Below are 14,266 nucleotides of genomic sequence, written 5' to 3'. Positions count from 1 at the left end.
TGTCAGTGAAACGCCGACGTGAACCGATTTCCGACAGGTAGCCGGCGCATGGCGATTTCCCGCAAGTGATAGAGTTTTCATTCGCTCTCCTCCCGGTCCACGACGACGGCGGGATTACCGAGTGCGGATATCAGGTCGGCGCAGACGTGTTCTGGACCTGTCTCCGAGCAGAGGATGATCTTCGAATACAGCGCGGGATCGACGTTGTAGAGGTAGTTGGGAACCGTTCCGCCGTAGTTGTCGGAGAACGAGAACTTCGAGCCGATCACGTGTCCTACGGATATGGGGGAGCGCGTCACGGACGAATAAAAAACCTCAGCGCCCTCCTTTTCTAGGCGCTCCGCAAGCAGAAAGGGCTGCCACACGTGTTCGCCTGTCCCGAGTACGAGGGTGACGCCGTTGTCGGCCGCTTTGGCGTTGAGAAGCTGGGAGTGATCGACGACGCCAAGTCGCCCCCAGTCGCGGGCGGCGTCGGGGAAAACTTCGGTCTGCGCAGGACGGTCGAAAGAGGGAACCTGTGGAGCGGCGGCTGATACGTTCTCGTGCGGCGTCCAACTGTAACGGCCGGAAAGTATAGTTGCATCGCTGACCCTTCCCGTCATCTTCGCGCGGGCAGCACCGCCGGACCAGTCGGTGAGCGTGACTAGGACCGTGTGTTCCACCTCCGAACGAATTTTCTCGGGCAGGGCAGCGAAGAGATTTGCGAATGTCTTGCCTGTCGAAGCCTCGTCATCGACCAGAACCAGGCTTTTCGCGCCGTAAGCCATGTTACGGAGCACCGGATCGAATGGTTGGTGCAGGAGGTGCCGCATGGCATGACTATGCTCTTCCTGGAATTCGCAGATCAGCGGCAGATTAAGGTTGTGACGGGTGGTGCAGATATATATCGCATCACTACGACCCGTGAGTTCACGGAACTGCTGATGGACACCCGCGCCGAGGCCAACGGCTGTTTCCGCCATACCGATGAAAAGAATAGGACCGGGGATGTCAGCGGGTATTTGGCGTGCGAGAAGGTCGAATGTATTGCGCATGACCGACGGGCGGACCGGTATGTGCCGGCCAAGTACCTTCGATACGAACAGAAATGAGCGCTTTGGATTGATGCGCTGTCCGAAGCCGAACATCTCAATAGGGGGTATCAGGCTACGATACACCTGCGCCCAGATCGTTCCATCGGCAAGTCGGGCTGAAAATATTGCGGTATTCACAATCAGCTATCCCCCGAGAAGAGCACAGTTTTATTTCCGATACAGTTTCCGGCCTTTGAAAGTGGTAAAAGAGAACGCGGAGACGATGAGGTTTGTAACGCCGCGGATTACAACCCATTTGGATAAACCTAGCCTTAACACGACGCCACATTGCGAAATTGTTGTAGACCGCGACGACGGCCCTTTCTGCTGCCGAACTTCGTTCAGCGGGCAGTACCTTCATCCGTCTGGTTGAAGTCGAAATAAAAAAAGGACAGGCCACATAGCAAGTCGACGGGCAGAGCCGGGGAGGCGCGGCGCTGACTTTTTTTATTTGCACGAGCTTCCTGAAAGTAGTTGACGATCAGGCTGCGGAAGCTTCCCTGCGATCGCAGCATCGCACCGACTTGGGAAATTTGGCGCTCCCGTTGTTGAAGCATTGCCTTGGCTTCCATCACGCCCAAAATCCGCCGCCGCCTCGACGGTTCGTTCCGCCATGAACTTCAGCCGTTTGACGTCAGAGCTCTCGGCGCGGCCTTCATGAAATACGACGGCGACAGACGGTTTTCCGTCCCGCCCAGCTTCCGAATTCTTGCATATAGTCTTCGACAGAAGCAGCTTGCTGCCAGTGAATGGTCAGGTCAGGATTTGGAAGATCGCGAAACCGATGACGGCGAGGACGATGAAGCCTACGACCGGATTGCCTTGGGATGCGGCGGGCTGACCCTCATCGGTCGTGGGGGAGCGCTTTCGAGAACCGGAAAAGCGCGCGGTCTTGGAATAGCTGATGCCACCCGTTCCGATGCCGCTCGTAATGCCACGGTGCGTGAGCGTCGTGCGGAACGGACCGAACTTGACGGTCTTGCGGAATCTGAAGCCCATTTTGCCCCTCCAGGTCGATCGCGCATGACTACACCGATAGAGTTGCGTGTCTATGTCCCGGGACGAAATGCGGATCACGGACTCCGCGCCTTCTCCTTGGCCCGCAGATCGGTGCTCAAGGCCCGGATTTTTTCCGAGAAGTCAGCGGGGAGATCAGCTTTCCTGAACTTGGGCGGCTTCCCTCCGACGGGAACCCGCTCGCGGAAAGCCGCCTCGAAGCGGAGCTTGGTCGGCTTGTCTGACAGGTAGATGCGCCGTCGCCGCAGCCGCCGATAGTGCCAGATGAGGAACAAAGGCGAGAACCCCACGATGGTCGTGGCCAATCCCACCCCGTCATCCTTGGCGAAACCGAGAACTTCGGCGCAGGCAACCACCACGAAGCTCAGGACAAAGACGAGGAACAGGTCCAGGGCCATGAACCCCATGACCCTCAGGAGGCTACGCCTCCGGTAATCGAAAAACAGCGACCGGTTCGCGATGCCGCGGATGCGCGTGATCGACACGGAGGGATTGGCGATCGCCGCCTCGATCTCGGCGAGTTCGGCGCGGGCCTCGCTTATGGTGTCCGAACGGGCGGCAAGGACCGCCTCTCCGGGGTCCTGGGTTTCCGGCAGGAACCCGGACCTAACCGTCTGGCTCCTGAATGACTTTACCGTCGACGCCAGCCGCGACCGCCCTTCGTCGCCCTCCTGCTTGAGACGTCCCGCTTCCGCCAACTCGCTCCTCTGGGTTTCCCGCGCGACACGACGGAGTTCGGCCTCGCGCCTGTCCCGCCCTCTCTTTTCCTCCGCCTCGCGCGCCTTCCGTTCTTCCTCGATTGCCTTTTGACGGATGATCTGTCTCAGTTCGGGAACCACCCGGGTCGCGAACTGATTCAAGCCGTATCCGTAGTTCCAGCATGATATCCTGGGCGGTTTCGGCCCAGGACACGTCGATGTTGGAGGCTCGCAGTCTGGCCCTGATGTCGTCGAGGCGCTTCTTCGTCGCGGCGTCACGCTTTTCCTTGCGTTCGATGTCGACCAGCATGTTGTGGAAAAACACGCCGAGACAACTGTCGCTGTCCCGGCCGTAAGATCGCTTTCGCGGTGCCATTCACGTCCCCTCGAAACACTTCATTCCGACGTTGAAGCACTAGGCAACAATTTTTGCAAGGGCTTGAAATCCAACCGATTTTCACGGTCTGCCGAGCGCCAAAGGCGACGCCGGTCAATCTCCTTGGCCGACCGACTGAAACTTGATGGATAAGTCGCACCCGAAAGCGGCACGCGAGATGACACAACGCTCCCGAAGCAAGCATCGGTCTGAATTCCTGATCGCATGCGAGACAGGATTTTCCGGGTCTATAGCGAGTTCATCTCCCCGATCCTTGTCAAACACGAGGCGGAAAAGCATATCGCTGGCGAACATCCTGTCCCTGATCTGGATAGGCGAACGCGCATGCAAGGTCAGCGACATCGTCCGCAAGGGCCGTTATGTCGGGTCGAACGCACCCTACGCGCCCAAGGCATTGACCGCGCCGGTCGCTCGTTTCATGGACGCCGAAGGACGCTGCCTTGTACAGGACATCAGGAGCAATTCGACCGACTCCAGCGGCTACTGTCGCGACAGCTGGGAAACGCTGAACGCGCTGGAAAACCACTGCGCGAACAATTCCTTGACCGCCGAGGCAGGCCGATCCACCACTTCGCCGCCGCGATCATCGCGGCCATGCGTGGCGGCAGTATCCTGATCGTCATCTTCACACGACCACCCTGCGCGACAATGCCATCGACGCGGGCGCGACCTCGATCGAGGTCGCGCCCGCCGTCAGAGGGCAGAAGCTGCAGGAGATCGTCGTTTCGGACAACGGCGTCGGCATGATCCCCGAAGTCCTCGGCCTTTGCCTCGAGCATCGCGTCCAAACTGCCCGGCAACGTGGTCAGCGCCATTCCGACGCTGGGATTCCGCGGGGAGGCCTTGGCCTCGATCGCAGCCGTTTCGACGGTGACCCTCGTTTCGCGCCCCAAGGGCCAGGACGTGCCGTTCCAAGTGTCGAACCGCGCAGACCATACAGTATGCCTGCGAGAGCCTCGCACGCGATGCGGCAGAGGGAACAATCGTTCGAGACCGCCATACTCGATGTTCGGCACGCGCACACCAACAGTTCCGGCGGACATCTGTGACAGTGCCGCCTGGGCCTTTCCGCGCAGCCTGCGCCTTGCCCAAAAGAACATGAAGCATCGTACCAGCCGCCAGATCGACGCTCGGTCGATGGAGATTGACCTGCTGTATGTGCATCGCGGCCGTCGTCGAAAAGAAGTCTCGGGTCGTTTCACCGGGAAGGGAAGGGGAGCGAAGATTCTCTCGGCGGAAGTAAACTGAATTCGTCTGGTCAGCGGGGGCTGCGTACACGAAAGGTGGCTGACTAGGTCGAAATCACAATTGCTGATTTCACCGTTCAAATCTCGGGTCAGCGTTCCAAAACAACGACAGCCCCGATCCTATTCATGCGGTTTGTCGGCTTTCTTTCCCAATGCATAGATGAGCATTGTTAGGCACGCCATCACAAAGCAGGTGACGAGCACGCCGCCTGATGGCTCCACGCCGACCAAGGTCACAACGAAGAAAAATAGTAAGCCAACGACGGCAGCTATCAGAATGGACGCCATGCCCACTGCGAGAAAGGGGGCAGTGATTAGGAAGCCGATGATAATTACTATCGTATAGATGATCGACATTCGGTTTCCGACGTCCGCTATCCAGCGGCCTTGATGAGTAATGCCCACCTCTCAACGATCGGTTTGTTCGACCAGAACCAATGCTTTAGCTTCGCGGCAGCAAGGGCACCCGCGCGTATAACCTCTTTTTGCGGATCGAAAGCGGCGAGGCTGTCAATTGCTGGTGTCTGAACGACGAGCATTAGTCCAGATCGCCCGCCAATGCGTTTGTTGACGGAAGGAACAGCTCGTATATCGGTACCATTAAGGTCAGAGGCTACTTCTGCCGCGATTCTACTGAAGACGTCGCCCCAGCCGTAGAGATTGATATTCGCATTACCTTCTCTAAGCTGATGCACAAGACGCGTCTGTGGGAGAAAGTCCCATTTCGGCAGCGCATCCGGTGAGAAAATCATTGTGCGACTTTCTCCTGGACGCCCTTGCTTTACCATTGAAGGTCCCGGCTCGAGCGGTATTCCTTCCTCCTTCAACAGCGTTACGTACTGAGAGGCGAATTGATCGATTTCAGGCAGGGCGACTGCTTCATAGCCTCGGCGTGCTTTCGTGATGGCTTGCATCAGCAGTTCGCGGCGATGCCTAAGCCTAGATGCCAACTCACCATCGGTCTGCCCGCTGCGGCTATCAAGAAATTCAACGACATCTTCATACGGTATGACGTGATCGAATTTTCGAGCGAAGGCTGACGCTGTTGCCGCGTATTGGCGAGGACACATCAAGACCGTGGTGGCCGCAATGGCCTCTCCGCGGTCCACCAGGGTACGCGCTTCTTCTGCGTAGGACTCTGCCTGGCGCGGTTGTTCAGCGGTATCCAGCTTGTTTTCGATCAGTATGATCGTCTTGCCGGCTGGGCCTTCAACGGACAACGTTATATCGATTTCTCGTCGATTGAAGGTACGCCGTTTACTGTGAGCGACTGAACTCGAGGTAATGTCTCCGCTGCTCACCCGACGAGAAATCCACGCGACGAATTCCGCAGAACAGGCGAGTTCTTCGACTAGGATGAGATCAACATCACGCTCGGTGGCATGGGTAAGGGTGAGCAGGCTTTCTGAATTCACCATCGTTTCCGTGTCCTGCATCGGAGTTGGATATTACAGCGCTGGAGCTCATCCATCGCCCGCTCTTCTAGGTTGTATGACTTTGAAGAAATTGCATTTCCCCGGCAATTCACCCAATGGGGCTAATAGACACAACCGCTGATATGCGCGACCGTGCCACCCGGGGCGCAATGGAGACTATGAAATTACCAGCAAACACATGCGCCTAATGGCACACAGCTCAGGTCAGCGGTCGATACTGAAACACACCCGAAAACGATCGCGAGCAGGGCCTACTGGATTTCTATCTATTCTATGGTTCCCGCTAACCAACGAGGTGGGCTATGCCAGGTTTTAAGAAGGCGGTTGTCTCCATGCCGGGCGGGGAACGTCTAGCCAAAGCGCCCCATGGTGCGAAGGTAGTGATCCATGCAACTGCCGCCGAGACCGGAGGGGCCTTCGGCATGTGGGAAACGTTCACTCCGCCAGGCCAAGGCCCGGAGCCTCATACTCACACTCGAGAGACGGAGGTCTTTCGAGTGATCCGCGGACTTTATCGTTTCCGATGCGGTGACGAGGAATTCGACGCGCCTCCAGGAACGGTCGTGGTTCTGCCGCCACATGTGCGCCACAGTTGGCGAAATATCGGGGACGAGCCAGGGCAGTTGTTCGCAATGGTCACTCCCGGTGGCTTCGAACAGCTCTTTGTCGACATCGAGACATCCTGCGCCGACACGCGCGAGAAGATTGCGGAGATCGAAGCCCGCATGGGGATCATCAACGACGCTGTACTGGCGCTTCGCCTGTAGTCCCGCGACGGCGACGATCGGCCGTGAAACGCCACGGTGCTTCGCCGTCGGTTCCCCAGTGTCGAGCTATCGGGTATATTTCTCGTCATGGTGGAACCGCTGCATGCCTTCGGTGACTTCGTGCTTGATCCCGACCGCAGCCGGCTGCGACGGAACGGCGAGTCCGTCACTCTTGGTCACCGCAGCCTTGCGCTTCTTCGAGTATTGCTGGAGGCACGGGGCGAAGTCGTCTCCAAGGCATACCTGATGGAACGAGCTTGGCCGGACACGATTGTTGAAGAAAGCAATCTCACCGTCCAGATCGCTTCTTTGCGCAAGGCGCTCGGCCCTGCTCCGGACGGGCGGGAGTGGATCACGACCATACCGCGCATCGGCTATCGCCTCGTCATTGCATCTCCACGGGCGGCTCACGTCGCCGAAGTGATGCCGATCAAACCAGCGCTCGCGGTCCTGCCTTTTGCCAATCTCGACGGCGACCCTGACCAGGACTATTTTGCGAACGGCGTGGTCAACGACATCATCATCGCCCTCAGCCGCTTTAGAAGCTTCGCGGTGGTCGCCCGCCAATCCTCCTTCGCGTACAAGGGAAATTTCCGGGATGTGCGGCTCGTCGCAAAGGAACTCGGCGTCAGCTATCTCCTCCAAGGCAGCGTCAGGCGGTCGGGAAGCCGACTGAGGATCGCGGCACATCTCGTCGACGGCGACAGTGGAATACACCTTTGGGCCAAGAGCTTCGACGGCAAAATCGGCGATCTGCTCGACTTCCAGGACCAGATCACCCAGAGCGTCGCGACGATAGTCGAACCGCATATCCAGGCGGCAGAGATCGAGCGGTCGCGGCGGGAGCGGTCTGGAAGCGTCGCAGCCTACGACATCTATCTGCAGGCCTTGGCAAAAATTTCGACGGAGTCCGAGAAGGAAAACGCGGAGGCTTACGCGCTCCTGATGAAGGGGCTGGAGGCCGAGCCTGACAACGCCCTCCTGCTTTCCCATGCCGCCTGGGCCCTCGAACATCGGCACACGATGGGCTGGCCACCGCTCGGCAAGGACGACGTGCGGCAATGCGCGGCGCTGGCGCGCCGGGGCCTCGAACACGCGGCCGGGGATGGGATGGTGATGGCGCATTGCGGCGTCGCCTTGTTGCAGACAGCAAAGGACTACGACTGGGCGGTGGCGGTCCTGCAATCCGCGGCGGAAGCCAACCCGAACAACCTGATGGTCGTGGTCCGGGCGGGACTTGCGCATCTTCATTGCGGGAGCCTCGAGGAGGCGCTCGCCCTTTTTCAAAGGGCAAACCGACTGAGTCCAGGCGACCGCGGCGCGCATTTTTCGCTCTGCGGGATCGCGGACGTCCATAGGATTCGCGGAGACTACGCCGAGGCGATTGCCTGGGCCGCCCGCGCGCTCGCAAGCAATCCGAACTTCGAACCGACCCTCTGGGTGCTTATCGCGGCGAACGCTCATCTCGGCCGCATGGAAGAGGCGCATCGGTTCCTTCATGACCTCAAGCGGCTCACTCCGGCGGTTACGATCGCCCGCATCAAGTCCGGACAGCCCGCAAAGGACCCGACAAGGACCGACGCCTTGCTCGAAGGGCTGCGAAAGGCGGGACTAGAGGAAGGCTGATGGATTTAGAAGATTTCGGAATTTTTCCAGTAGGCGATTTAGGACCCGAATCGCCATTTTGATCGACCCTGCACCTGACCGCGCGACCAAGCGCGAGAGGGGGCAGACAGATGATTTCGGCGTTAACGATCCTTTCCCGCGACCAGGGCAATATTTATGTGCCGCCTCGCGACTGTCAGCAGGCTGAACCATCGAGCGCAGCCGTGATGCAACCAGGGAGCCGGAGACGGAAGCTCCGGAAAGCTGCCTGGATTTCCTTGGGTCTGCTCACTCGACTACTGAGCCACGGCAAGTCACAGCAGTCACCGGGAGGATCGTTGTGAAGCACGGATTTGCCTTATCGCTCGAACGGGTGAAGGCATGACTAAATCGGGCAAGCTAGACTCAATCGCCAGCACTCGGCATGATTGTAGCGATTGGAGAAAGACTGGCGAGGGCGGCTGACAGTTGCTCGGGAAAGGGTGTTGTGAATATTAATTCCGAGCGCGCACCCTCCGAGCACGATGGCGCAAAGCTGCTCTGTCATGCGAAACCATCACTCCGAAACCTCCTTCTCCGCATCATTAACATCTGCATGGGAGCAGTCTTCATCTGGGCATTCGTCGGCCTCCCGGCTTCCTCAACGGTCAGGGAACACATTTTCAGTTTGCTCGTGCTGGCGCTCGGAGTGCTTCTAGCTTGCGGCGGTGCAGCCCTGCTTCTGGGGCCGATATTCGGATATCCGCGCCTGACATTTGGCAATAACCGCCTTGTTTTCGTGGGCGTTCTGGGCCGATCGGTAGCCTTGAACCTGGGGGAACTGGGCAAGGCCACTGTTTTCCAATCCGCAGGCGGCACGTGGCTCGCCTTTTTCACATTGGACGAAGAACGGGCAATGGCCGCGAATGCCCACCTTGTGAGGCCCAATGGCGTGAATGCAGCTAAGTACGTTCCCGTCTTTCCACTCATCGGAAACAACTCTCAAGCGGCACAAGAACTCGCCGATCAAATCAATGCTATTCGCAACAGCTCCCACAGTGATGACTTTGGTGCAGGGGATGCCCATGCGAATATTCAGAAAATTAAACAACGGGGGAGGCGTCGCACTTTGACGTACTTCCTGGTAGTCGGAGCCGTTTTGATCATGGCGACGTTGCTCTAGCTCCTTATCGACTGTGTTTTGGATTGAAACGACTGGGTCTAAACAATGACTGATGCTAAATCCCACAAAGGACCGGCGAGTTGGCGGATCGTACTTGCCGCGTTGCTTGACTTCTTCTTCGCCTTCTTCGGGATCGGATATATTTTGGCCTTGGTCTTCGGCGGAAGAACGGAAAACGGGTTTCACCTCCAAGGCGGCCCTGCGTTCCTCGCCATCATATTGATCGTTGCGTACTTCCTGGTGTTCAATCGGTATTTCGGCGGCACCATCTGGAAGCGCAATTCTTCGCGCCCAGCGCTGATCACGTCAGCGGAACGCATGAAGTGCCAACATCGGCTGCCTTGACCGTTGAGGGTCCGCTTACCTTACCACTGATCAGGTTTGAATACGCTCCGACACAATTTGCCCTATTGCGGACCTAAGCACGCTCCCCAAAAACGCCGACTATGAGGAGAAGAGTGCCGAAGGAGCCGACACAGCCGAATATCGCAGAGAACATAATGTAGCGCAGGTATTTGAACTCACGTTGGACAAAGATGCTGCTAGCTCGGCTGTTCTTACGCGCAGCCCGCTCCCAATATGGAAGCTCTATTTCATCGGGCGTAGTTGTCAGCGCGGCGGTCCTTGTTAGGACAAGGTAGATACCGCAAAGCACCCCCACTAAGCTGGCGAGAAAGACAGCAACACATATCCACACCCCAAGATGGACGAGTAGTGGTTGTCCTTCCATGACGAGCTTCATACGCTTTCAGTCCTGATTGTATTGCGTTTGCTACCCTAAGCGCCTTAGCGTCTGCTTTCCTGAAGGTTTTTCGCGGCGGGCCGCGGGGTGAGTGCGTTGCGGCCGGCGTAGGAAAACCTTCGAAGGAGGACGCTACCCCTCCAGCGCCTCAATCATCTCCACCCGCGTCGCATGTCGACCGCCCTCGAAACGGGCGTTCAGGAACGCATCCACGATATCGAGCGCAAGCCCTTCGCCCACCACGCGCACGCCAATCGAAAGCATGTTGGCATCGTTGTGCTCGCGGATCATGCGGGCTGAGAATGTGTCGACGCAGACGCCGCAACGGATGCCCCTTACCTTGTTTGCCGCCATCATGATGCCCTGGCCCGTGCCGCATAGGATGATGCCAAACCGGCAATCGCCGGAGGCGACGAGCCGTGCCGCCGCTTCGCCGTGCTTAGGATAGTGTGTGCTCTCCGGCGTCGTCGGTCCGATGTCGACCACCACCCAGCCATGCGCCGCGATATGAGCGGCAATGGCCTGTCGAAGCTGAATGGCGGCGTGGTCGCTTGAGAGGACGATGCGGTTGCTGGCTGTCATAGAGAAGTCGTCCCGGTTCCCAAGGCAATTTGGCGGCTTCGCCGAGTTGGATCAGGTGCTCTTTGTAGCATAGGCATCGCGGACGTCTACGCGTGTGGGAGCAATGGCAGCATTGCCCGCGAAGCAGCCATGAAGCACTTTGACGTTAGACTTCCGCACTTGGCCCGAAGCTGCCCTTTTTTGGAGTCGTCTGGTCCGGTTAGTGCGTGGAAGGCAGACCGCATCTCTTTGGCAGTAGTTCTTTGATCGGCCAAAGCTCTGTCCCCTCTCCACCCGTCATCGCGGTCAGGCGGATGACTTCTCCGCACCCCGTGTCGAACTCGAACTCAATATAGCGAGCCGTCTCGGGGTCGAATGACATACTGGGGCCGTGGACGCGGATGTTGCGGATTTGGCCGTCCAGATCGACGATCCTGTATGCATCAGGGAAGGAGCGTGCCCATCGCTTGAGAAGTCTTTCCAGCCAAGGGCGAGCCTCTGCGGCCGTGTTGATCGGGCGGTATTCGCGGGTTCCTTGAACATAGACGGCAACGCCTGCTCCAAGCACACCGAGGAGCAGGCACGTCGTCGAGGCTGCGAGTGCGCCGCGCCGCCAGGGCCGATCCTTGCTAGCGAAAAGCGTGAAACCACCGACGAGATAAGAAGCCAGAATCAGCCAGATCAACAGGAGAATAACCAGCTCCTCTCTTGCGATCTCGTCGTACCTGACCAAAGAGACAATATGAAACGTCAACAGTGCCAGCGCCGTCATCGCGAGGATGATGACGACAACGTTGGCAAAAATGGCCACGGTCATGGCTACCGATGTCATCCAGTACTTCATCTCTGCTGCCTGCCCCAGTTGTTCAGTGCGTGGCGAATATGAATGCCGATCGCGATTTGGCAAGACGGGTCGTGGCGGAGCGTTGCGCCGATAGACGCGCGGTTCGGGCATTTTCTACCTAATTCCGGATTTTTCTGTCCGTCGGGAGTGGGCGGTAACGAAAGCCCCAGGCGAACGAGCGAATGGACCGCTATGCGGGGACCTTTCGGCCATTCGTGCGGGCGCACGTGCACAGGCGCGCTTCTGGACGCTGGAGTTGCGCGACGGCGGGTGGTTATACCAGATATGCTGCTGCGAATTCGCTACGCCACACAACTCAATCTTGCTGACCGTAAGTTTTTGATGTGCTAATTTAGACGCCATCAAAACACCGGTCCGATTTTGGGGGAGCTATGGATCGTAAGTTTACCACTATTTTCGCCGCCGATGTCGTCGTACCGACGAAGTGGGTAACCCTTTGAAAGACCCGTCGCCGGCCGGAAGAGACAATTCTAGCCGCAAATAGCCCGTCATCGCGGGCGCACTTTCACCCCGGCCTATCGGCGGCGGGCAGGGGGAGCTTCGTCCTGGTGGCCGAGCGATTCAAGTGGTGTCATGCTCTCGTGCCGGTACTCCGATGTAGACCTCTTCCGGCGGCTGCTGTCACAGGCCGCTCCTCACCGCCTGCACCTGCTCGGGATACTCCTGATCGGCCTGCTCTGGTCGCCGATAGCCCTCCTAACGCCCCTGCCGCTCAAGATTGCGGTGGACAGCGCCGTAGGCGCGCAGCCGCTGCCGGGTTCCCTGGGGACGCTGCTGCCCGTCCCCGCTGCGCGTCCGCTCGCCGCACTAGCGGTCGCGGTCGGCCTCGCCGTCGCGCTGGCGATCGTCGGTCAGGTGCGGAACTTCGCCGATTCGCTTCTACGAACCTACACTGGCGAGCAGCTGACGCTCGCGTTCCGCGCCCGCCTCTTCCGCCACGCCCAGCGCCTCCCGCTGGCCTATCACGATCGGAACGGCTCATTCGACGCGACTCACCGGATTTTGAGCGACGCGCCCTGCGTCCAGTGGGTCACCATCTACGGAATCATCCCGGTCCTGACTGCGTCAGTCACGCTCATCGGCATGATCTACGTCACAGCTGTGATCGATTGGCAGCTGGCGGCCGTCGCGCTGGCCGTCTCGCCAATCATCTTCCTGCTCTCGCGGGTTCACTCCCAGTGCGTCCGTCCGTGCTGGGACCAGAGCCGCGAGCTAGAAGGCGGCACCCTGTCCATTGTCCAGGAGGTGCTGTCGGTCTTGCGGGTCGTCAAGGCCTTCGGTCGGGAGGGGCACGAGACGGAGCGGTTCGCGCGGCGCTCTCGCCGGGTGATCGCCACCAATGTGCGGATAGCTGCGATAAACGGCGGATTCGACCTGTTGAAGGGCCTGACCATCGCGCTGGGTGCCGTGACGGTACTGGCGATCGGCGTCCTGCACGTCCGGGCGGGGATTCTGACCTTGGGGGAGCTGTTGCTGGTGATCGGGTACGTCTGGCAGATACTGGGGCCGGTGCACACGATCACCAACAGCCTATCCTCGCTTCAGGTCGCCTTCGCCGCCGGGCGGCGCGCCTTCGGGCTTCTGGACCAACCGGCGGATGCCGACGACCGCCCTGATGCCCGCCCGCTCGGGCGCGCGGGCGGCGCAGTGGAGTTTCGGGATGTCTGCTTCGGTTACGATGAGGGCCGCCCAGCGCTGTATGACGTGTCGTTCCGGGTCGCCCCGGGGACTCGGGTCGGGATCGTGGGGCCGACTGGGTCCGGCAAGACCACCCTGGTTAATCTGCTGATCCGGTTCTACGACCCGAGCCACGGGGCAATCCTGTTGGATGGCGTGGACCTGCGCGACTACCGGCTGGCCGACCTGCGCAACCAGTTCGCGATCGTATTGCAGGAACCGGTGCTGTTTTCGGCCAGCATCGCCGAAAACATCGCCTATGGGCGACCGGACGCCACCCACCGGGAGATCGTCGAGGCCGCTAAATCCGCCCAGGCCCACGACTTCATCGCCGGCCTGCCGGAAGGTTATGACACGCAGGTCGGCGAGCGCGGCATGAGCCTGTCAGGCGGTGAGCGCCAGCGCATCTCGCTCGCCCGCGCCTTCCTCAGAGACGCGCCCATCCTGATTCTGGACGAACCGACCAGTTCGGTGGACGTGCGGACGGAGGGCGCAATCGTCGACGTCCTCGGGCGACTGATGGAGGGCCGTACCACGTTCATCATCGCCCACCGCCTGAGCACACTGATGCACTGCGACGCGCAGATTCGAATCCACCGCGGGCGGCTCGGGACGGCCGAGCGCGAGGGACCGATCGACACCGTGGCTGGCGTGCTGAGCCTTGATGGGGTGCCCAAGGCGCAGCACAGCCTTCTGACGCATGAGCTTTCGAGTTCTTCTAACATTCGTCCCCCTCATCCGAGCACATCGCACACGCGGTCGGATTGAAACTGGCCAGAATGCTCTAACTTCCCGATCATGATCGAATACATCGCGGAAATTCAAACATGCAGGTCATTCTGGCTGTCGAAACCCCGACCGCATATACAAGTATGTCTACGCCGCCATTCTTGACGAGGTTGGACACCTTCGGGCCGCCTACGAACGAGACCCTGATCCCGCCGAAGACGTCGGCGTCATCGAAGAACCGTCCAACAACTGGCCCGCCGCCGACGAAGGCTGAGTGACAATTGGAATGG

The 14,266-nt window shown here is 59.2% G+C and carries 15 protein-coding genes; 7 read left to right on the top strand and 8 right to left on the bottom strand.

The features are described 5' to 3' along the window. Window positions 1-77 precede the first annotated feature (77 nt). The 4 genes from J2Z31_RS08905 to J2Z31_RS08890 form a co-directional block, all read right to left on the bottom strand. The gene (locus J2Z31_RS08905) at window positions 78-1,211 is read right to left on the bottom strand and encodes a phosphoribosyltransferase domain-containing protein (protein ID WP_328243267.1); all 1,134 of its coding nucleotides are present in this window, start codon (window positions 1,209-1,211) and stop codon (window positions 78-80) included. A 203-nt stretch (window positions 1,212-1,414) separates the two neighbouring features. Further along, a complete protein-coding gene (locus J2Z31_RS08900) occupies window positions 1,415-1,645 on the bottom strand; it encodes a hypothetical protein (protein WP_209601538.1) in 231 nt (76 codons plus the stop codon). 181 nt (window positions 1,646-1,826) lie between these two features. Then, window positions 1,827-2,072, bottom strand: a complete 246-nt coding sequence (locus tag J2Z31_RS08895; protein WP_209601537.1) for a hypothetical protein — start codon at window positions 2,070-2,072, stop codon at window positions 1,827-1,829. A gap of 74 nt (window positions 2,073-2,146) precedes the next feature. Further along, window positions 2,147-2,950: a hypothetical protein gene (locus J2Z31_RS08890; RefSeq protein ID WP_209601536.1), complete on the bottom strand. Its 804-nt coding sequence runs from the start codon at window positions 2,948-2,950 to the stop codon at window positions 2,147-2,149. A gap of 873 nt (window positions 2,951-3,823) precedes the next feature. Between J2Z31_RS08890 and J2Z31_RS29925 the strand changes: the two genes are divergently transcribed. Beyond that, window positions 3,824-4,234 (top strand): ATP-binding protein, encoded by a 411-nt coding sequence (locus tag J2Z31_RS29925; RefSeq protein ID WP_209602279.1) that lies wholly within the window; start codon window positions 3,824-3,826, stop codon window positions 4,232-4,234. Beyond that, window positions 4,191-4,433: a hypothetical protein gene (locus J2Z31_RS08880; protein WP_209601535.1), complete on the top strand. Its 243-nt coding sequence runs from the start codon at window positions 4,191-4,193 to the stop codon at window positions 4,431-4,433. The genes J2Z31_RS29925 and J2Z31_RS08880 overlap by 44 nt, the downstream gene beginning before the upstream one ends. A gap of 119 nt (window positions 4,434-4,552) precedes the next feature. Here the strand turns inward: J2Z31_RS08880 and J2Z31_RS08875 are convergent, their stop codons facing one another. Then, window positions 4,553-4,789: a hypothetical protein gene (locus tag J2Z31_RS08875; RefSeq protein WP_209601534.1), complete on the bottom strand. Its 237-nt coding sequence runs from the start codon at window positions 4,787-4,789 to the stop codon at window positions 4,553-4,555. A gap of 17 nt (window positions 4,790-4,806) precedes the next feature. Further along, window positions 4,807-5,850: a PD-(D/E)XK nuclease family protein gene (locus tag J2Z31_RS08870; protein ID WP_209601533.1), complete on the bottom strand. Its 1,044-nt coding sequence runs from the start codon at window positions 5,848-5,850 to the stop codon at window positions 4,807-4,809. Between the two features lie 320 nt (window positions 5,851-6,170). Here J2Z31_RS08870 and J2Z31_RS08865 point away from each other — a divergent pair, with 320 nt between their 5' ends. The 4 genes from J2Z31_RS08865 (at window position 6,171) to J2Z31_RS08850 (ending at window position 9,747) form a co-directional block, all read left to right on the top strand. Continuing rightward, on the top strand, window positions 6,171-6,635 hold the full coding sequence (locus J2Z31_RS08865; RefSeq protein WP_209601532.1) for a cupin domain-containing protein: 465 nt from the start codon (window positions 6,171-6,173) through the stop codon (window positions 6,633-6,635). A gap of 87 nt (window positions 6,636-6,722) precedes the next feature. Next, the gene (locus J2Z31_RS08860) at window positions 6,723-8,261 is read left to right on the top strand and encodes a winged helix-turn-helix domain-containing tetratricopeptide repeat protein (RefSeq protein ID WP_209602278.1); all 1,539 of its coding nucleotides are present in this window, start codon (window positions 6,723-6,725) and stop codon (window positions 8,259-8,261) included. A 466-nt stretch (window positions 8,262-8,727) separates the two neighbouring features. Further along, window positions 8,728-9,402: a hypothetical protein gene (locus tag J2Z31_RS08855; RefSeq protein ID WP_209601531.1), complete on the top strand. Its 675-nt coding sequence runs from the start codon at window positions 8,728-8,730 to the stop codon at window positions 9,400-9,402. Between the two features lie 102 nt (window positions 9,403-9,504). After that, on the top strand, window positions 9,505-9,747 hold the full coding sequence (locus J2Z31_RS08850) for a hypothetical protein (protein WP_234939344.1): 243 nt from the start codon (window positions 9,505-9,507) through the stop codon (window positions 9,745-9,747). Between the two features lie 529 nt (window positions 9,748-10,276). On the opposite strand, the gene rpiB is transcribed toward J2Z31_RS08850, so the two are convergent. Further along, window positions 10,277-10,726 (bottom strand): ribose 5-phosphate isomerase B, encoded by a 450-nt coding sequence (gene rpiB, locus J2Z31_RS08845; RefSeq protein ID WP_209601530.1) that lies wholly within the window; start codon window positions 10,724-10,726, stop codon window positions 10,277-10,279. A 199-nt stretch (window positions 10,727-10,925) separates the two neighbouring features. Continuing rightward, on the bottom strand, window positions 10,926-11,549 hold the full coding sequence (locus J2Z31_RS08840; protein ID WP_209601529.1) for a hypothetical protein: 624 nt from the start codon (window positions 11,547-11,549) through the stop codon (window positions 10,926-10,928). Window positions 11,550-12,143: 594 nt separating this feature from the next. Between J2Z31_RS08840 and J2Z31_RS08835 the strand changes: the two genes are divergently transcribed. Then, entirely contained in the window at window positions 12,144-14,015 is a 1,872-nt protein-coding gene (locus J2Z31_RS08835; RefSeq protein ID WP_209601528.1) for an ABC transporter ATP-binding protein, read from the top strand. The last annotated feature ends 251 nt before the right edge of the window (window positions 14,016-14,266 follow it).

This window comes from Sinorhizobium kostiense (genome assembly GCF_017874595.1).
Taxonomy (GTDB): domain Bacteria; phylum Pseudomonadota; class Alphaproteobacteria; order Rhizobiales; family Rhizobiaceae; genus Sinorhizobium; species Sinorhizobium kostiense.
Note: the sequence above shows the minus strand (reverse complement) of the source record. Positions and strands in the feature narration are given on the sequence as shown.